This is a genomic window from Streptomyces sp. S.PB5, assembly GCF_030403745.1.
Classification (GTDB): domain Bacteria; phylum Actinomycetota; class Actinomycetes; order Streptomycetales; family Streptomycetaceae; genus Streptomyces.
This window is the reverse complement of sequence record NZ_JAQMWP010000013.1, coordinates 59,469-77,898: the sequence shown is the minus strand read 5'-3', so window position 1 is coordinate 77,898 and position 18,430 is coordinate 59,469. Positions and strand designations below refer to the sequence as shown.

Annotated in this window: 16 protein-coding genes; 8 read left to right on the top strand and 8 right to left on the bottom strand. The window is 71.3% G+C overall.

Translation table 11 applies throughout. From position 1 onward, the window contains the following. Window positions 1–77 precede the first annotated feature (77 nt). The 6 genes from dacB (at window position 78) to folE (ending at window position 7,793) form a co-directional block, all read left to right on the top strand. On the top strand, window positions 78–1,658 hold the full coding sequence (gene dacB, locus PH203_RS31065; protein WP_289924108.1) for a D-alanyl-D-alanine carboxypeptidase/D-alanyl-D-alanine-endopeptidase: 1,581 nt from the start codon (window positions 78–80) through the stop codon (window positions 1,656–1,658). 155 nt (window positions 1,659–1,813) lie between these two features. Further along, on the top strand, window positions 1,814–2,938 hold the full coding sequence (locus PH203_RS31060) for a zinc-dependent metalloprotease (RefSeq protein ID WP_289924107.1): 1,125 nt from the start codon (window positions 1,814–1,816) through the stop codon (window positions 2,936–2,938). Window positions 2,939–3,130: 192 nt separating this feature from the next. Continuing rightward, entirely contained in the window at window positions 3,131–4,186 is a 1,056-nt protein-coding gene (gene tilS / locus PH203_RS31055) for a tRNA lysidine(34) synthetase TilS (RefSeq protein WP_289924106.1), read from the top strand. Between the two features lie 71 nt (window positions 4,187–4,257). Further along, on the top strand, window positions 4,258–4,818 hold the full coding sequence (gene hpt, locus PH203_RS31050) for a hypoxanthine phosphoribosyltransferase (protein ID WP_030043337.1): 561 nt from the start codon (window positions 4,258–4,260) through the stop codon (window positions 4,816–4,818). A gap of 207 nt (window positions 4,819–5,025) precedes the next feature. After that, entirely contained in the window at window positions 5,026–7,065 is a 2,040-nt protein-coding gene (gene ftsH / locus PH203_RS31045; protein ID WP_289924105.1) for an ATP-dependent zinc metalloprotease FtsH, read from the top strand. Window positions 7,066–7,187: 122 nt separating this feature from the next. Further along, a complete protein-coding gene (gene folE / locus PH203_RS31040; RefSeq protein ID WP_289924104.1) occupies window positions 7,188–7,793 on the top strand; it encodes a GTP cyclohydrolase I FolE in 606 nt (201 codons plus the stop codon). Between the two features lie 41 nt (window positions 7,794–7,834). On the opposite strand, the gene PH203_RS31035 is transcribed toward folE, so the two are convergent. The 6 genes from PH203_RS31035 to PH203_RS31010 form a co-directional block, all read right to left on the bottom strand. Next, window positions 7,835–8,320, bottom strand: a complete 486-nt coding sequence (locus PH203_RS31035) for a DUF3180 domain-containing protein (protein ID WP_289924103.1) — start codon at window positions 8,318–8,320, stop codon at window positions 7,835–7,837. A gap of 56 nt (window positions 8,321–8,376) precedes the next feature. Next, window positions 8,377–8,988: a 2-amino-4-hydroxy-6-hydroxymethyldihydropteridine diphosphokinase gene (gene folK / locus PH203_RS31030; RefSeq protein ID WP_289924102.1), complete on the bottom strand. Its 612-nt coding sequence runs from the start codon at window positions 8,986–8,988 to the stop codon at window positions 8,377–8,379. Beyond that, a complete protein-coding gene (gene folB, locus PH203_RS31025) occupies window positions 8,985–9,344 on the bottom strand; it encodes a dihydroneopterin aldolase (protein WP_289924101.1) in 360 nt (119 codons plus the stop codon). The genes folK and folB overlap by 4 nt, the downstream gene beginning before the upstream one ends. A 272-nt stretch (window positions 9,345–9,616) precedes the next feature. Then, complete coding sequence (locus PH203_RS31020) at window positions 9,617–10,120, bottom strand: nuclear transport factor 2 family protein (protein ID WP_289924099.1); 504 nt, start codon at window positions 10,118–10,120, stop codon at window positions 9,617–9,619. Then, a complete protein-coding gene (gene folP, locus PH203_RS31015) occupies window positions 10,117–11,148 on the bottom strand; it encodes a dihydropteroate synthase (RefSeq protein WP_289924098.1) in 1,032 nt (343 codons plus the stop codon). The genes PH203_RS31020 and folP overlap by 4 nt, the downstream gene beginning before the upstream one ends. 145 nt (window positions 11,149–11,293) lie before the next feature. Next, complete coding sequence (locus PH203_RS31010) at window positions 11,294–13,108, bottom strand: phosphatidylglycerol lysyltransferase domain-containing protein (protein ID WP_289924096.1); 1,815 nt, start codon at window positions 13,106–13,108, stop codon at window positions 11,294–11,296. Between the two features lie 234 nt (window positions 13,109–13,342). Here PH203_RS31010 and PH203_RS31005 point away from each other — a divergent pair, with 234 nt between their 5' ends. Beyond that, window positions 13,343–14,473 carry an alpha/beta hydrolase-fold protein gene (locus tag PH203_RS31005; protein ID WP_289924095.1) on the top strand — a complete coding sequence of 377 codons (1,131 nt, stop codon included), beginning with the start codon at window positions 13,343–13,345 and terminating at the stop codon, window positions 14,471–14,473. A gap of 201 nt (window positions 14,474–14,674) precedes the next feature. Further along, window positions 14,675–16,111, top strand: coding sequence for a hypothetical protein (locus PH203_RS31000; RefSeq protein WP_289924093.1), 1,437 nt, complete (start codon window positions 14,675–14,677; stop codon window positions 16,109–16,111). 464 nt (window positions 16,112–16,575) lie between these two features. Here the strand turns inward: PH203_RS31000 and PH203_RS30995 are convergent, their stop codons facing one another. Next, on the bottom strand, window positions 16,576–17,910 hold the full coding sequence (locus PH203_RS30995) for a PH domain-containing protein (protein ID WP_289924092.1): 1,335 nt from the start codon (window positions 17,908–17,910) through the stop codon (window positions 16,576–16,578). Beyond that, the gene (locus PH203_RS30990; protein WP_289924091.1) at window positions 17,907–18,410 is read right to left on the bottom strand and encodes a PH domain-containing protein; all 504 of its coding nucleotides are present in this window, start codon (window positions 18,408–18,410) and stop codon (window positions 17,907–17,909) included. The genes PH203_RS30995 and PH203_RS30990 overlap by 4 nt, the downstream gene beginning before the upstream one ends. Between the last annotated feature and the right edge of the window lie 20 nt (window positions 18,411–18,430).

The following is an 18,430-nucleotide window of genomic DNA, read 5'->3' as shown; positions in this document are numbered from 1 at the left end:
GTGGCTCCTCCATGATCAGCACATAGTTCTGGTGGTTAAGTGTCCCTCACGCAGGTGTGTGATCGCGAAAGGGGCTGGTGGTCGTGCCTGAGCTGAGGCCTTGGCAGGCCGCGAGACCGCATGTGACGCGGGTCGCGAACGCCGTACGACCCCGTCTGGCACGGGCCGCGACAGCGGCGAAGCCACGGGTCGTGCGACTCGGCCGGACCATGTCCGTGCAGGTCACAAGGGTCAAGACCTGGCACTACACGGCCGGGGCCGCCACCGCCGGACTCGCACTGACCGCCGTCGTGACGACCGCCGCCGGCCCGTGGGACTCCACCGGTCAGCGTACGGCCGAGCGGGACCGGGCCGCCGCCCAGGACCACACGGGTGGCGCAGATCACGGTCGCGATTCGAGTACGACGGGAGTGGCACCCAAGCCCGCCCCCAGCGCCGCCTCCGTCCTCACCGGCCTCGGCGGCCCGGGCTCCACCGCGAAGGCGGAGCCGAACGGACCGGCCTTCGCCGACGTGCTTGACCCGCTCCTGAAGGAGGCGGCGCTCGGCACCAGCCGTGCGGCCGTCGTCGTCGACGTGGCCACCGGCAAGCGGCTCTACGGCACCGGCGCCGGCACGGCCCTCACCCCCGCCTCCACCACGAAGATCGCCACCGCGGTCGCCGCCCTGTCCTCGATGGGCGCCGACCACCGCCTCACCACGCGCACCGCCCTGGAACCCGGCACCGACGAACTCGTCCTCGTCGGCGGCGGCGACCCCACCCTGACCGCCCGCAAGGGCGCCGACGGCAACGCGAGCCTGCGCACCCTCGCCACCGAGACCGCCGAGACCCTGAAGAAGGACGACGTACGCAAGGTCACCCTGTCGTACGACACGACCCTGTACGCGGGCTCCGGGATCCACCCCATCGGCGCCGGCAACGACAACCTCGCCCCGGTCAGCGCCCTCATGGCCGACGAGGGCCGTCTGGACGACTCCGTCAGCGGTACGGCGGACCGGGCGCCGGATCCGGCCCAGGACGCGGCCCGCAAGTTCGCGGGCTTCCTGGAGGAGGCCGGGATCAAGGCCACGTCCCCCGGCCCGTCCAAGGCGACCACGCGTGCGAAGACCCTTGCCGAGGTCTCCTCCCCGTCGCTGTCCGCCCTGGTCGAACGCATGCTGACCAACAGCGACAACGACATCGCCGAGGCCCTCGCCCGCCAGACCGCCGTGGCCACGAAGGCACGCGCCGACTTCGACGGCGGCGGCAAGGCGATCCTGGCCCAGCTGAAGAAGCTCCGACTCCCGGTCTCCGGCGCCTCCTTCAAGGACGGCAGCGGGCTGAACCGCGAGGACAGACTGACGGCGAACCTGCTGACGGCCCTGCTGGTGAAGGCGGGCGACCCGGCCCACCCCGAACTCCGCCCCGCCCTCACTGGCCTCCCCGTCGCCGGCTTCACCGGCACGCTGAGCACCCGTTACGCGGACGGTGCCGCCGGCCTCGTACGAGCCAAGACGGGCACGCTGACCGGCGTGAACACCCTGGCGGGCACGGTGGTCGACCGGGACGGCCGGCTGCTGGCGTTCGCCTTCCTCGCCTCGGACACCCCGGGCAAGGAGGCGGCACAGGCGGCGCTGGACCGTACGGCGACGGCGCTGGCGGCGTGCGGCTGCAGGTGATGGCGGCCGCAGACGCCGGGCGCCCGCCCGACGCGCGGCCACCTCTTCGGCCCCGCGCGCTTCACCGTCAACGTCGGGCACGTTCGCGACGAACCGTCGGTCAAGCCGGCCTCCGCGGCCTGCCCCAAGTGGGAACGCTCACGTACGGTTGACGCATGACGAGCATCGGTGGTGCCGAGATGGTCGACTGGAATCTCGCGGTGGCGACCGCGACCCGGCTCGTGCGGCCGGGCCCCGAGGTGAGCCGCGACGAGGCCCGGGCCGTCGTCAGCGAGCTGCGCCGGCACGCCAAGGCCTCGGAGGAACATGTCCGCGGCTTCACCCGAATGGGTACCGAGGAAACCCACAACACCCCCGTCCTGGTGGTCGACCGGCCCGGCTGGGTCAAGGCGAACGTCGCCGGCTTCCGGGAGATCCTCAAGCCGCTGCTCGACAAGATGCAGGAGCGGCGCGGCAACACCCCCGGCGGCGCGGTCCTCGGCGCGGTCGGCGGCAAGGTGACCGGTGTCGAACTCGGGATGCTGCTGTCCTTCCTGGCCTCCCGCGTCCTCGGCCAGTACGAGACCTTCGCCCCGGCGACCCGCGAGCTCCCGGCCGGGGACAACGGCGGCGGCAGGCTCCTGCTGGTCGCGCCGAACATCGTGCACGTGGAGCGCGAACTCGACGTCCAGCCCCATGACTTCCGCCTGTGGGTGACCCTGCACGAGGAGACCCACCGCACGCAGTTCACCGCGGTGCCCTGGCTGCGGGACCACCTGGAGGGCGAGATCCAGTCGTTCTTGGGGGAGACCGAGGTCGATCCCATGACCGTCCTGGAGCGCATCCGGGAGGCCGCCCAGTCGCTCGCGGGCGGCCGGCCCGAGGGCGAGGAGGACGACGGGGGGCGGTCGTTGGTCGAGATCGTGCAGACCCCGGCCCAGCGGGAGATCCTCGGGCGCCTCACCGCCGTGATGTCCCTCCTGGAGGGCCACGCCGACTTCGTGATGGACGGAGTGGGTCCGGAAGTCGTACCGACCGTCCAGGAGATCCGCGAGAAGTTCCAGCAGCGCCGCGCCAAGGGCGCCTCCCGGCTGGACATGGCCCTGCGCAAGCTCCTTGGTCTGGATGCCAAGCTCAGGCAGTACCGCGACGGCGAACGCTTTGTGCGCGCCGTCGTCAACGAGGTCGGTATGGACGGCTTCAACCGTGTGTGGACCTCCCCCAACACGCTCCCGACGAAGACGGAGATCGCCAAACCGGCGGACTGGATCGCGCGGGTGCATCGCAAGGCCGATTCGTGAGCCCGGCGGAAAGGTCGTGAAAGAAAACCGGCCGCCGGCAGGCGAACGCCCCTTCAATCACCCGTCCGAGGGACCGTGAGGCCTGGGTAGGCGTGCAATGCTCGGGGAACGGCCCGGTTCTGTCACCATCTACACACTCTGAGTGACCGACCTCGGGCTCACCCCCCGAAAACTTCATGAAGGGAACCGGACATGGGTCCCCATCCTGCGGTCGCGGCGATACGCCTGGCGGTCCGCCGCGTCCTTCACGACCTCCTCAACGAACACCAGATCTCTGCTGAACAGATCTCCGCTGAACAGACCTCTGTGGCGCAGAACCCGCACGAGCGACCGCCGTCGCCGCTCGTGCTCGTCGCATGTTCCGGCGGCGCCGACTCCATGGCGCTCGCCTCCGCCCTCGCCTTCGAGGCCCCCAAACTCGGCATCCGCGCCGGCGGCATCACCGTCGACCACGGCCTCCAGCCCGGCTCCGATCTGCGCGCCGACGAAGTCGCCCTGCGCCTGCGCGAACTCGGCCTCGACCCCGTCGAGTCCGTCGCCGTCACCGTAGGCCGCGAAGGCGGCCCCGAAGCGGCCGCCCGCGACGCCCGCTACGCCGCCCTCGACGCCGCAGCCGTTCGCCACGGCGCCACCGCCGTCCTGCTCGGCCACACCCGCGACGACCAGGCCGAGACCGTCCTGCTCGGCCTCGCCCGCGGCTCCGGGATCCGCTCCCTGTCCGGGATGGCCGCGGTCTCGGGGGCCGACGGCCGTTACCGCCGCCCCTTCCTCCAACTCGACCGGCAGACCGCCCGCAAGGCCTGCATGGTCCAGTCGCTGCCCGTCTGGGACGACCCGCACAACGCGGACCCGGCCTACACGCGCTCCCGCCTGCGCCACGAAGGCCTGCCCGCCCTGGAGAAGGCCCTCGGCAAGGGCGTCGTGGAGGCCCTCGCCCGCACGGCCCAGCTCTCCCGCGACGACGCCGACGCCCTCGACGCCTGGGCGAGCCAGGCCGCCACCGCCGTACGCGACGCGGCCGGCCTCCTGGAGTGCGCCAAGCTCTACGCCCTGCCGCCCGCCGTGCGCCGCCGCATCCTGCGCCGCGCCGCCATCGAGGCCGGCGCCCCCGCAGGCTCGCTGTTCGCCCGCCACATCGAGGAGATCGACCGGCTGATCACCGGCTGGCGCGGCCAGGGGGCCATCAATCTCCCCGGCAAAGTCGTCGCCCAGCGGCAGGGTGGCAGACTGGTGATTCGGCAAGGCTGAAGATTCGGCAGGGCTGAATCCTTACGCCGCCCCCTCGCGGGGGCGGACAGCCGGTGGGACGACCGAAAGTGATGCGGGTGGACGCGAAAGACATGGGCACCGACCTCAAAGAGGTGCTCATCACCAAGGAAGAGATCGACGCCAAGCTCGTCGAGCTGGCCGCGAAGATCGACGCGGAGTACGCGGGCAAGGACCTGCTCATCGTCGGCGTCCTCAAGGGCGCGGTGATGGTCATGGCCGACCTCGCGCGGGCGCTGTCCACCCCCGTCACCATGGACTGGATGGCCGTGTCGTCGTACGGCGCGGGCACCCAGTCCTCCGGTGTCGTCCGGATCCTCAAGGACCTGGACACCGACATCAAGGGCAAGCACGTCCTGATCGTCGAGGACATCATCGACTCCGGCCTGACCCTGTCCTGGCTGCTGTCCAACCTCGGCTCGCGCGAGCCGGAGTCCCTCAAGGTGTGCACCCTGCTGCGCAAGCCGGACGCCGCCAAGGTCGCCATCGACGTCGAGTGGGTCGGCTTCGACATCCCCAACGAGTTCGTCGTCGGCTACGGCCTCGACTACGCCGAGAAGTACCGCAACCTGCCGTTCGTCGGTACGCTCGCGCCCCACGTCTACGGCGGCTGAACCGTCGGGTCGGCCTCGGGCTGACCCGAAGGGCCCAGCCCCGTAAGAAGATCGGGAACCCCGGCGGACACCGCGCCGTTGGAGCATGCAGACGGGTTCGTCAGCCGTCCCGTGCGGCTTCGGGCGACAAAGCTGGGGTACCGTCAGAAGAACTGTCTTATCAAACTCACTATGGCAGGAGGGACGGGGCGACACCGCTCCGTATGGATGGACGTGAAGCGATACTTCCGTGGGCCGGTCATGTGGATCGTGCTGGCCGTCCTTGCCGTGGTCGTGTTGATGCAGGTCGTCGGCTCGTCCGGCGGCTACAAGACGGTGGACACCGGCCAGGTCGTCCAGGCGATCAATGACAACAAGGTCGAATCAGCCAAGCTGACCACCGGCGACGAGCAGACCATCAAGGTCCAGCTCAAGGACGGCGAAGAGGTCGAGGGCAGCTCCAAGATCCAGGCGAGCTACATCGGCGACCAGGGCGTGACCATCGCCGGCACGCTGCAGCAGAAGTTCCAGGACAAGCAGATTCCGGACGGCTACACCGTCTCGCCGTCGAAGCAGAACCCGTTCGTCGGGATCCTGCTCTCCCTGCTCCCCTTCGTCCTCATCGTGGTCGTCTTCCTGTTCCTGATGAACCAGATGCAGGGCGGCGGCTCCCGGGTCATGAACTTCGGGAAGTCCAAGGCGAAGCTCATCACCAAGGACACCCCCAAGACGACGTTCGCCGACGTCGCGGGATCGGACGAGGCCGTCGAGGAGCTCCACGAGATCAAGGAGTTCCTCCAGGAGCCGGCGAAGTTCCAGGCCGTCGGCGCCAAGATCCCCAAGGGCGTACTGCTGTACGGCCCTCCCGGCACCGGCAAGACCCTGCTCGCGCGTGCCGTCGCGGGCGAGGCGGGCGTGCCGTTCTACTCGATCTCCGGTTCCGACTTCGTCGAGATGTTCGTCGGTGTCGGTGCCTCCCGAGTCCGTGACCTCTTCGAGCAGGCCAAGGCGAACGCCCCGGCGATCGTCTTCGTCGACGAGATCGACGCGGTCGGCCGCCACCGCGGCGCCGGCCTCGGCGGCGGTCACGACGAGCGCGAGCAGACCCTCAACCAGCTGCTCGTCGAGATGGACGGCTTCGACGTGAAGGGCGGCGTCATCCTGATCGCCGCCACCAACCGGCCCGACATCCTCGACCCGGCCCTCCTGCGCCCCGGCCGCTTCGACCGCCAGATCGCGGTCGACCGCCCGGATATGCAGGGCCGTCTGGAGATCCTCAAGGTCCACCAGAAGGGCAAGCCGGTCGCCCCGGACGTCGACCTGTCGGCGGTCGCCCGCCGTACGCCGGGCTTCACCGGCGCGGACCTGAGCAACGTCCTCAACGAGGCCGCGCTGCTCACCGCCCGCTCGGACAAGAAGCTGATCGACAACCACATGCTCGACGAGGCCATCGACCGCGTCGTGGCGGGCCCGCAGAAGCGGACCCGGATCATGTCGGACAAGGAGAAGAAGATCACCGCGTACCACGAGGGCGGCCACGCCCTGGTCGCGGCGGCTTCCCCGAACTCCGACCCGGTCCACAAGATCACGATCCTGTCCCGCGGCCGGGCCCTCGGCTACACGATGGTGCTCCCGGACGAGGACAAGTACTCCACCACCCGCAACGAGATGCTCGACCAGCTGGCCTACATGCTGGGCGGCCGCGCTGCGGAGGAGCTGGTCTTCCACGACCCGACCACGGGTGCCGCGAACGACATCGAGAAGGCCACGGCGACGGCCCGCGCGATGGTCACGCAGTACGGCATGACCGAGCGTCTCGGTGCCATCAAGTTCGGCGGTGACAACACCGAGCCGTTCCTCGGACGTGAGATGGCTCACCAGCGCGACTACTCGGAAGAGGTCGCGGCCCTGGTGGACGAAGAGGTCAAGAAGCTCATCGAGAACGCGCACAACGAGGCCTGGGAGATCCTGGTCGAGAACCGCGACGTCCTCGACAACCTCGTCCTCCAGCTCCTGGAGAAGGAGACGCTGGGCAAGGAGGAGATCGCCGAGATCTTCGCGCCGATCGTCAAGCGGCCCCCGCGGCCCGCCTGGACCGGCTCCTCCCGCCGTACCCCCTCCACCCGTCCGCCGGTGCTCTCTCCCAAGGAGCTCGCACTGACGAACGGCGCCAACGGCGCGACCCCGGCGATCACGACGGCCAAGTCCACGGCGACGGAATCGGCCCCGGTGGCCGAGCCGACCCCCGAGGACCGTCCCGAGAGCTGACCCACCCGGCCCCGGTGACCCCATCAGGCCCGGAATGGATGCCGCGTCCCCCAGGTTTTAGCCTGGGGGACGCGGCGTTTTTCAGCCGTTGTTGCAGGGACACCCAGGAACGAGGCACCCACATGACCGACCCCGTGACGCTGGACGGCGAGGGCTCGATCGGCGAATTCGACGAGAAGCGCGCCGAGAACGCCGTGCGCGAGCTGCTGATCGCGGTGGGGGAGGACCCTGACCGGGAGGGGCTCAGGGAGACACCTGGGCGGGTGGCTCGGGCGTACCGTGAGATATTCGCGGGGCTCTGGCAGAAGCCCGAGGATGTGCTGACGACGACGTTCGACCTGGGGCACGACGAGATGGTGCTCGTGAAGGACATCGAGGTGTACAGCACCTGTGAGCATCATCTGGTCCCCTTCAGGGGAGTTGCCCACGTCGGATACATTCCGGCCACCACCGGCAAGATCACGGGACTGTCCAAGCTGGCGCGCCTGGTGGACGTCTACGCCCGGCGGCCGCAGGTGCAGGAGCGCCTCACCACACAGATCGCGGACTCCCTGATGGAAATCCTGGAGCCGCGCGGTGTCATCGTGGTCGTCGAGTGCGAGCACATGTGCATGTCCATGCGCGGTATCCGCAAGCCGGGGGCGAAGACCCTAACGTCGGCGGTACGGGGGCAGCTGCGGGACGCGGCGACGCGCAACGAGGCGATGAGCCTCATCATGGCCCGCTGAGACGGCGTGGTGCCGCAGGGCTTGTCGGACGTTGTGCGGCGTTACGCCGCCGACGCCGCCCCCGTGTTCCTGTCGTCGTCCTCCGGGAGCTTGCACACCCGCTCCAGGAAGATGGCTGCCGCTATGACCGCGAGGCCCGCCACGACGGAGAAGCCGGCGTAGATGGCCTGGTCGCGGCGGGCGGGGACGTCGAGGGATTCCAGGAGGTAGGCGCCGGTGCCGCCGTACATGCCGGCGACCAGGGCGGCCACGAGGGCGCTCGCCTGACCGAAGACGACCGCGCGGGCGGCCATCAGGGGGTCCACGCCCTTGGCCTCGGGGCGGCGCTCGCGCTGGGCCTTGAGGCGGGCTCGGATCGAGAGCGCCGTGGACAGCAGGACCACCGCGATCAACGCGAGGACGATCGGGGCGGCCAGGGGGACGCTGGGAAGGGTCCCGATGGAGGCCCACAGGCGGGCGCCCGCCCAGGACAGGACTCCGGCGACGACGAACACGCCGGCCAGCAGCCTGATGCGCAGCTCTCTCACAGTGCCCCTTCAGCTCCCCCGGATCCCACGGACAGTGGTTGCCTTGACCTTAACGACTATTCGGGCAGCCGGAGTTCCAGGTCCGTGCGGGGTTCGACGCCGTTTCGGGTGACGGCGGCCAGCAGGCCGGAGACCGGGCCGTGGCCGGGGAGCTGTGCCTGCGGCTCCACGTCGTGCCACGGTGCGAGGACGAAGGCGCGTTCGTGGGCGCGCGGGTGGGGCAGGGTCAGCGTCGGGTCGTCGGAGACGACGTCGGCGTACGCCACGATGTCGACGTCGAGCGTGCGGGCGCCCCAGTGCTCCTCCCGGACGCGGTGGAAGGCCTCCTCGACGGCGTGCGCCCGCTCCAGGAGGGAGGACGGGGGGAGAGTCGTCTTCACCACGACCACCGCGTTGAAGTACGAGGGCTGGCTGCCCGGCTCGACGCCCCACGGCTCCGTCTCGTAGACGGGGGAGACGGCCTTCACCCGGACGCCCGGGGTGTCCTCCAGGGCGTCGATGGCGCCCTGGAGGGTCTCCAGGCGGTTGCCGAGGTTGGAGCCCAGGGCGATGACGGCGCGTTTGGGGTTGTGGAGGGTGGTGTCGGCGGCGTCGACCTGCTGCACGACGGAGGCGGGCACCGGCTGTACGGTCGGGTCGCTCGGACCCGCGGCGAAGGACGCGGTCATACTCGGCTCCGGGTGATCGTGACGGTCACGTCGTCGAAGGGGACCGTGATCGGTGCGTTCGGTTTGTGGACGCAGACCTCGACCTCCTGGACCCCCTCGTGCTTCAGACAGGCCTGGGCGATGCGCTCGGCGAGGGTCTCGATGAGATTGACGGGCTCGCCCTCGACGACGGCCACGACCTCCTCCGCCACGATGCCGTAGTGCACGGTCTTCGACAGGTCGTCGTCGGCGGCGGCCGGCCGGGTGTCCAGCCCGAGGACGAGGTCCACGACGAAGGTCTGGCCCTCCTCGCGTTCCTCGGGGAACACACCGTGGTGCCCGCGGGCCTTCAGGCCGCGCAGCGCGACACGATCCACGCGAATCACTCCTGCAATCGTCGGGCTGTATTCCGGGGACACCCCGGACCCCAGCCGGTCCGTACCGTGTGCGGGCGGCACACCAGCCTCAACCGAATCTACCTGCGAGCACTGACAGCGCCGGGCCACAGGGCGTGGCTCCGGGCCGGGGGCCAGGAGGTTTCATCGTGTGTTTCCCCTGGGGAACCCGGTAGCTCACGGGTCGGTAGCCGCCCCTACCCCGGGGTCAGTGATTCCAACCACTTCTTGGTCCCGGTGGGGCGCCTACCCACTCAGGAGGGTGACTCGTCCCCTTCGTCCTCGGCGTTTTCGGCCAGAACGGGAGAGGCGTGGTGGGACCAGAGTTTCCAGCCGGACGGAGTGCGGCGGAACACGTTCGTTGCGACCACCAGCTGGCCGACGAGCGGGCCGAGCTCCTCGCCGCCCTCGGGGGCCGGGCCGCCGCTGAGGATGTTCTCCGTGCAGGTCACGAGGGCGGTGTCGCCGGTGACGGAGACATGCACGTCGGTCAGGAAGAACTGGATGTAGTCGGTGTTCGCCATGATCAGCGCGTACGACCGCAGGACCTCGCCGCGACCGGTCAGCACGGGCCAGCCGGGGTGCACGCAGGAGACCACGCCGGCATCGGCCGGGTCGTGGTACTCCTCGTCGACGCCGAGGTCGGACGGGGTGAGCCAGAGCGAGGACAGCTCCTCGAAGTCGCCGCGCTCCAGTGCCTCGTAGAAGCCGGTGTTGGCGGCCTCCACCTGCTCCACGTCGGTGTGGGGGGCGCTCACTGGGCGCCTTCGGGGGAGGTGGGGTGGGGGGTGCTGGGGCCGGGAGTGCCGGGAGTGCGGGGAGTGTGGGTGGGGGCGTGCGCCCCGCTTGTGGTGATCGCGCCCGGCGCGTTCTCGGTCGTGCGCGCCCCGCTCGCCAGGTCCGTCCCCGGCGCGTTGCCCGACTCGCGCGCCCCCTCCACGGCGCGCGCGACCCGTACCGCGTCGGCTGTCGCGCGCACCTCGTGCACGCGCACCGCCCATGCGCCGGCGTGCGCCGCGAGCGCGGAGACGGCGGCTGTGGCAGCGTCCCGCTCGCGGGCCGGCGGGGGCGCGGCCTGCGGGTCGGCGGCGAGGACGCGGCCGAGGAAGCGCTTGCGGGAGGCGGCGACGAGGAGCGGGTGGCCGAGGGTGAGCAGACGGTCGAGGTGGGCGAGGAGGACGAGGTCGTGCTCGGCGTCCTTGGAGAAGCCCAGGCCCGGGTCGACGACGATGCGGTCGGGGGCGATGCCGCCGGCGAGGACGGCGTCCACGCGCGCGTGGAGTTCGTCGACGACTTCGGCGACGACGTCGGCGTAGACGCCCTTGACGTTGCCGCCCTCCAGGAAGCCGCGCCAGTGCATGACGACGAAGGGGGCGCCGGAGGCGGCGACGACAGGGATCATCGCGGGGTCGGCGAGGCCGCCGCTGACGTCGTTGACGAGGGCGGCTCCGGCGGCGAGGGCCTGCTCGGCGACGGAGGCGCGCATGGTGTCCACGGAGACGGTGACGCCCTCGGAGGCGAGGTCGCGGACGACGGGGATGACGCGCCTGAGCTCCTCGGCCTCGTCGACCCGGGTGGCGCCGGGGCGGGTGGACTCGCCGCCGACGTCCACCAGGTCGGCGCCTTCGCTGACCAGGGCGAGGCCGTGCTTGACGGCGGCCGTCGTGTCGAACCAGCGGCCGCCGTCGGAGAAGGAGTCCGGGGTGACGTTGACGACTCCCATGACCGCGCAGCGGTCCCACTCCGGAAGGCCGGCGACGCGCCCGCGTCCGCTCTGCTTGCTCATACGTTCAGCGTAGGCCCAGGGGGGAGACGTCAGACCGTCCGGCCCGGAGAGCGGGCGGAAGCCGGGTGCGGCCCGAGCGGAAGCCCCCGGGGCTGGAGGGGCGGGGCTTCCGCTCGGGCCTGTCTCGGTGCGCCCAGGCCCCGCGTCACGCCGCGCGGACGTCCCTTTCGGCGACCGCATGGGCACACGCGTGTGGGGCGTTCGTACGGCGGCGCAGGAAGCGCGGCAGGGGGAGGGCGAGGTTGACGAAGCCCTCGGCCTGCATGGCGGCGAAGCCGATGCGGGGCAGGTCGGCGGAGGCGCGGTAGACGACGAAGCGGGGCTCCCAGCGGGGCTGGAACTTCGCGTTGAACTTGTACAGGGACTCGATCTGGAACCAGCGGGAGAGGAAGACCAGCAGGCCGCGCCAGGCGCGCAGCACCGGGCCCGCGCCGATCTTCTCGCCGCGCGCGAGGGCGGCGCGGAACATGGCGAAGTTCAGCGACACGCGCGTGATGCCGAACTTCGGAGCGGCCTGGAGGGCGGCCACGATGAGCAGTTCGTTCATGCCGGGGTCGGCGGAGCGGTCGCGGCGCATCAGGTCCAGGGAGACGCCGTCGCGGCCCCAGGGCACGAAGTGCAGGATCGCCTTGAGGTCGCCGTACTCGCCCGGTACCTCGTCCGCCTTGTGGGCCGTCGCGATCAGGCAGTCGCCGTCGGCGAGGTCGCCGATGCGGCCCAGCGCCATCGAGAAGCCGCGCTCGGTGTCGGTGCCGCGCCAGTCGTCGGCGGCGCGGCGGATGCGCTCCAGCTCGGCGCCGCCGAGGTCACGGACGCGCCGTACGCGGGTCTCGTAACCCGCGCGCTCGATGCGCTTGACCATCTGGCGCACGTTGCGCATCGCGCGCCCGGCGAGGGAGAAATCCGCGACGTCCACCACCGCCTCGTCACCCAGTTCGAGGGCGTCCAGGCCGGTCTCGCGGGTCCACACCTCGCCGCCGGTCTCCGAGCAGCCCATGACGGCGGGCGTCCAGGAGTGCGCCTTGGCCTCGTCCATGAAGCGCTCGATGGCGCCGGGCCAGGCCTCGACGTCGCCGATGGGGTCGCCGCTGGCGAGCATGACGCCGGAGACGACGCGGTAGGTCACCGCCGCCTTGCCGCTGGGGGAGAAGACGACGGCCTTGTCGCGGCGGAGCGCGAAGTGGCCGAGGGAGTCGCGGCCGCCGTGCTTCTCCAGCAGAGCCCTGAGGCGGGCCTCGTCGTCCTCGGTGAGGCGTGCGGCGGGGTGTTCCGGGCGAAAGGCCAGGTAGATCGTCGTGATGGCGGTGAGCAGGCCCAGGGCGCCGAGGGAGAAGGCGACCGTCCAGGAGGTGTTGCCCTGGTAGTCGACCGGGCCCTCGAAGCCGAACAGGCCGTACAGGACGTGCGCGATGCGGTCGGCCAGGCTCGGGTCGCCGACCAGCGTCTTCGGGTGGGCGCTGACGATGACCAGGCCGAGGACGAGCGAACCGGCGCCCATGAGGACGAAGTTGGCGAGCGCGCGCCAGCGGCTGCGCGGGTCGGGCAGGGCCGCGAACTGGTCGCGGTGGATCAGCAGTGGCGCGAGCAGCGCGAGCGAGATGAGCACGCCCACCGGGGAGTGCCGGTACGTGAACTGGGCGACGGCGCCGACCGGCAGCAGCACCACGGCCGCCCGCCAGGCCCGGCGCTTGCGGCGCCTGAGGCCGTGCGCGAGCAGAAGCAGCAGGACGCCCGCGCTCAGCGAGAGAGCCGCGGCGAACGGGCCGAGCGCGCCGGGCAGCACCTCGGCGATGGTGTGCATACGGCTGTGCCGGAAGCGTGGGAAGACGCCCGCGGCGATGTCCAGAACGCCCACGACCGCGCAGGCTCTGGCGACCAGGACGGGTACGGCCTCGGGGCGCGGGCCACGCAGCAGCGCGGGCCGTGCCCACCGCGGTCGGTTCGGAACCCCGCCCGACATTTCCTCATCTGTCCTGACAGACATCGCATCCTGTTGTTCTGCGAGAGACCTTGGATCCGGGCCCGAATCGGGCGTCCGGCGACATTGCGCCCTCTAGGACGGTGTCTCAGGGGGAGAGGTTCACTCGCTTCCTCAAAGCCGGTTCAAAGGCCGGGAAAAGGGCCGGACAAGCCCTCGCGAAGATCCGCGGGAGGTGCGCCGCCACGGGGAGAAAGTGCAGGCAGGAAGCTAACCATGGGTCTCACGAGCAACAACGTGCTGGTGCTGGCGATCGCGGCGGGGGTGCTGCTGTTCGTCGGCACGGTGTGGCTGTGGCCACGGCTGTCGCGGCGCACCTGGCGGGCGGTCAGCGGGCGGGTGGGGCTGTTGCTCGCGACCCAGCTGGCGCTGTTCGCGGCGGTCGGGCTCGCCGCCAACCAGGCCTTCGGGTTCTACGCCAGCTGGGCCGACCTGTTCGGGCAGGAGGACGAGCAGGGGGTGGTCGTCGACCACACGGCGAGCGGCGGTTCGGGCGGACCGCTCCAGGTGACGGACATCCGGCGGGTGAAGGACGCGGGCAGTGCGGCGCGTCCGCAGCACGGCGGGCAGATCCAGAAGGTCGCCATAGTCGGCCGTACGACGCACATCGCGACCTCCGCCTTCGTCTATCTCCCGCCGGAGTACTTCCAGCCGCAGTACCGCACGCGCACGTTTCCCGCGGCCGTCGTCCTCACCGGATATCCGGGCACCGCGCAGGCACTGGTCGACAAACTGCACTACCCGAGCACGGCACTGGACCTCGCCAAGGACGGCCGTATGCAACCGATGATCCTGGTGATGATGCGGCCGACGGTCGCGCCGCCGCGGGACACCGAGTGCGTCGACATTCCGAACGGACCCCAGACGGAGTCGTTCTTCGCCAAGGACCTGCCCGACGCCGTTCTCGCGCACTACAGGGTGGGCAGGAAGCCGGGCAGCTGGGGGATCATCGGCGACTCGACGGGCGGCTATTGCGCGCTGAAGCTCGCGATGCACCACCCCGAGGTGTACGCGGCGGGCGCCGGTCTCTCGCCGTACTACAACGCGCCGATCGACCCCACCACCGGCGATCTCTTCCAGGGTGACAAGGAACTGCGCAATCGCGCGAACCTGTTCTGGTACCTCAAGCACAAGCCCGCGCCCGACACTTCACTGCTCGTCAGCAGCAGCAAGATCGGTGAGTCGAACTACAAGAACACACTGAAGTTCATAGACCGGGTGAAGGCGACGAAGACGACGCGCATCTCGTCGATCATCCTCGAAAGCGGCGGTCACAACTTCAACACCTGGCGGCGGGAGATTCCGGCGACGCTGCAGTGGATCAGCGGGCGGTTGAGCGACCGGTGAGAAGGGCTGACGCCGCGTTCCCGCCGCGTTCCCGTGACGGTCGAGCGTGTTCCTCCGGCGGGAAATGATCTTGCGGATCGGGTGTTCGTTGTCGAATTCGGTGGCGGGTCTGATTCCTGATGTCGTGTGAAGGCTGCGGGATGGCTGTGTTTTTACGGGCCGGGGCACCACGATTGGGCTACGCGCGGTAAGTTTCTGGCCATGCCACGTGGACGTCACCGCCATTCCCCGCCCTTGCACAGGCTGCTGCCCCCCTCGGCGATCGCAGGCGTCTCCACCGTCTGCGCCCTGGCGCCATGGGTGTTCTCGCAGGCGATGGTGTTGCGCGCGCTGGCCGCGGCCGCCGCGGCGACGGCGATCGTCGGCGCGGTCGTCATGCGCCGCTGGGACGCGCAGGCCGGCAAGCAGGTCGCCGACCTCGTACGCGCGCGTGCGAGCGACGAGTGGCGGCACGAGGAACGCGTCGCCGAACTGGAGACCGACCTCGAGGAGTCGCGCGAACTGCGCGCCAAGCTGGAGCAGCGGCTGCGTGCGAAGCGCACGGAGCTGGCGGGACTGCGCAACGAACACGCGGCCCTGCTGCGCCGGTACGCCACCGCGGAGACCGAGCGGGCGAGCGCCCTGGAGGGCCGTCGGCTGCTGGAGATAGAGGCCACGGCGCCCGCACGCGCGCTGCCGCCCGTTCCGGAGGCGGCCGTCGCCGAGGACGCCGCCGCGGAGGAGACCGTCGAGGAGGCCGTGGCTGTGGCTGCCCCGGCCGAGGACGAAGCGGCGGAGACCGACGAGGGCGGCGAGGTCGACGAGGCCGTCGATGACGAGTCCGCCGACGACGAGTCCGAGACGCCCGCGATCTTCTCGCCGGAGGGCTCCAAGCTGTTCCTGCGCGCGAAGGCGGCGCTGTCGCGGTTCGACGAGAACGGCGCGGTGGCGCCCAAGGGCGAGGCTCCGGGGGACGCCATACCCAAGGACGAGGCGTCTGCAGGGGAGTCCTCGAAGAGCGAGTCCTCGAAGGGTGAGGTCGCGGAGGACCCGGACAAGGACGGCAAGGCCGAGGCGGCGCCCAAGGACGGCGGTTCTCCCAAGAAGGACGGCTCCCCGGACGGCGACGGCGGCCCCAAGGGCGACGGTCCCGCGAAGAACGTGCCGGCGCAGGCCGGTCCGGTCACCGCCGAGGTCGTCTCCTCCGGTCCCGAATCCGGCTCAGGTCACTCCGGGGCCGAGGCCGTTCAGGAGGACGAGGCGCAGGGGCAGCCCGTGGCGGTCGACGGGCACACGCGCGCGGCCGCCCTCCCCATGCCGGCCCAGTCGGCCAAGCCCGCGCAGCAGCCCTCCGGCCACTTCGTCGCGCCGACCGCGGTCGCCGTCGCACCGGCCACGCCCGTGCGGCGCCCGGCCGTCGAGGGCGGCTTCGACTTCTTCGGTACGCAGAAGGCGTCCGCCGAACTGGAGGCCGTGCAGAACGAGGACCTCGCCGACGTGGTCGGCCAGGAGGCGCTCGCCCTGCACAAGGCCGAGGCGGAGGCGGAGTTCAAGCCGGCGGACGCGGAGTCCCGGGCCATCGGCCAGGTCATCGACCTGACGGCACACGACGAGACCGAGCAGATCGATATGCAGGGGCTGCGGAGCGCGGTTTCCTGAGCGACGCGTCGACGAGAGCCGCGCGGATCCCTGACGGGGCCGCGCGGTTCTGCGTTGTGCGGCGGGAACGGTGAGCGCGGCGGGTACGGCGTGCGCGGCGAGACTCCGGCCGGGCAGGGGACTCCGGCCGGCCAGGGCACTTCGGCTGGCCAGGGGACTCCGGCTGGGGAGGAGGCTTCTGCCGGGCAGAAGGGCGGGCTGGCCAAGAGATTCGGGCCGGGCAGGAGGATCGGGCCGGGTATAGGGCTCGGGCTGAGCAAAGGGTCCGGGCGAGCGAAAGGCTCAGGCTCAGCAATGAGTTCGGCGGAGCGAAAGGCTCAGGCCGGGCAGTGCGGTAGCCGTGGCCAGGAGGGCGCCGAGCATGGCGGCGCCCAGGGGGTGTCGGCCTCACGGCGCGGCTCAGGCCATCCACCGGTTCGGTCGTGCGTCCGGCGCCCAGGGAGGTGCCGGGCTCGCGGCGCGGCTCAGGCCATCCATCGGTCCGGCCGCGCGTCCCTGCGTCCCGTCCGTGACCGCTCCGCCTGCCCCCGCAGCAGCTCCGCCGCCTCCTCGGCGTCCCTCAGGCGCGCTGTGACGGTCTTGTTGGCCCCCGTGTCCACATGGACGTCGGCGAGCCGCCAGAGGCGCTGCCAGGGCCCCTGGGCGAGCCGTACGCTCTGGACCTTCGCGTGCGGAACCAGCGCGAGGCTGCGTCGCAGCAGGCCCTCCCGGGCCGCGAACACCGAGTCGGTGACGGCGAGTCCGTATCCCCGCCACCACAACGGCACGCACCGCCCGGCCCGCTGAGGGGGCCGGGACAGCGACGCCGACGGCGGCACGGTCACGCCGGGCAGCACGCGCGCGACGACCGCTTCGGCGACCTCGCGCGGAGCGACCGGCACCAGCACCGAGTTGGACGACCCGGCCACGTCCAGCTCGACCCGCACCCATCCGCGCCGCCGCCACAGCAGCGGCTCCACGATCCGCACGGTCTGCACGCGCCCCGGCGGCACCGTCTCGTGGGTGCGGTCCAGGAGCCCGTGGTCGATCCGCAGCCCGTCGGGCGACTCGCCCACCGTCCAGTCGTACTCCCCGACGAACCGCCCCACGCTGCTCGCGCCCGCCGCACCGAGCAACGGCACGCCGGCCGCGAGGACCGTCCACAGGCTGTGGGTGGCGAACCACAGGAACGGCGGTACGACGAGGGCGGCGGCCAGCGTGCCCCAGGTGGCGCCCGTCAGGACGAGGGCGATCGCGAGGTCGCGGGCGGGCGTGCGCAGCAGCTCGCGCGCCGGCGCCTCGCCGACTTCGTGCGCCGTCTCGGGCGCGAACCCGGCGGCGCGCGCGAGGAGTTCCGCGCGGAGCGCACGCGCCTCGCGCTCCCCCAGGAAGGCCAGCTCGTCCTTCTTGTCGGTGCCTATGACGTCGAGTTTCAGCTTGGCGACGCCCGCCACGCGCGCGAGGAGCGGCTGTGTGACGTCGATCGCCTGGATGCGCTCCAGGCGGATGTGCGCCGTGCGCCGGAACACCAGCCCTGTACGGATGCGCAGTTCGGCCTCGGTCACCGCGAAGTGCGTGTACCACCAGGTCAGGAAGCCGTAGAGGGCGGCGGCCGGGACGAGCACGGCGAGCGCGATCAGCAGGGTCGTGGTGGTCAGCCGGGTCAGCTGCCGCTGCGTCTGGTCGGGGTCGTGCACCGCCCATCCGATGAGCACCGCGACCGGCGCCCACGCCCGCCTGAGCGGCGTCACGGGATGCAGCCGCCGCTCGGTCACGGGCGGCTTCTCCCGTACGGCGTCGTCGACGCCCGGCGCCGTCACAGGCCCGCCGATCGGGCCTCGCCGAGCTCGGTCAGCCGGTCGCGCAGCCGCTCGGCCTCCGCCGGGACGAGGCCGGGGATGGTGGCGTCGCTCGCCGCGGCCGCCGTGTGCAGCTGCACGCTGGCCAGCCCGAAGTACCGCTCCATCGGCCCGGAGGTCACCTCGACCAGCTGCATCCGCCCGTACGGCACGACGGTCTCCTCGCGCCACAGCACGCCCCGGCTGATCAGCAGGTCGTCGGCGCGCTCGGCGTACCGCCAGGAACGCCAGTTGCGGCCCAGCATCACCCAGCCCCACGCCATGAACGCGAGCGGCAGCAGCGCGAACGCCGCCCAGGCGGTGCCGGCGAGCAGCCCGAGCAGCAGGCCGACCGCCGCGGCCAGCAGTCCCAGCCACACCACCAGCAACAGTCGCCGCATCCGCAGCAGCCCCGGGGGCAGCCCGATCCACACCGGCTCGCCCTCCACCGCCTCCGTGTACTGCCCGCTCCCCGTCTCCATACGGCCAGCGTACGTAGGAC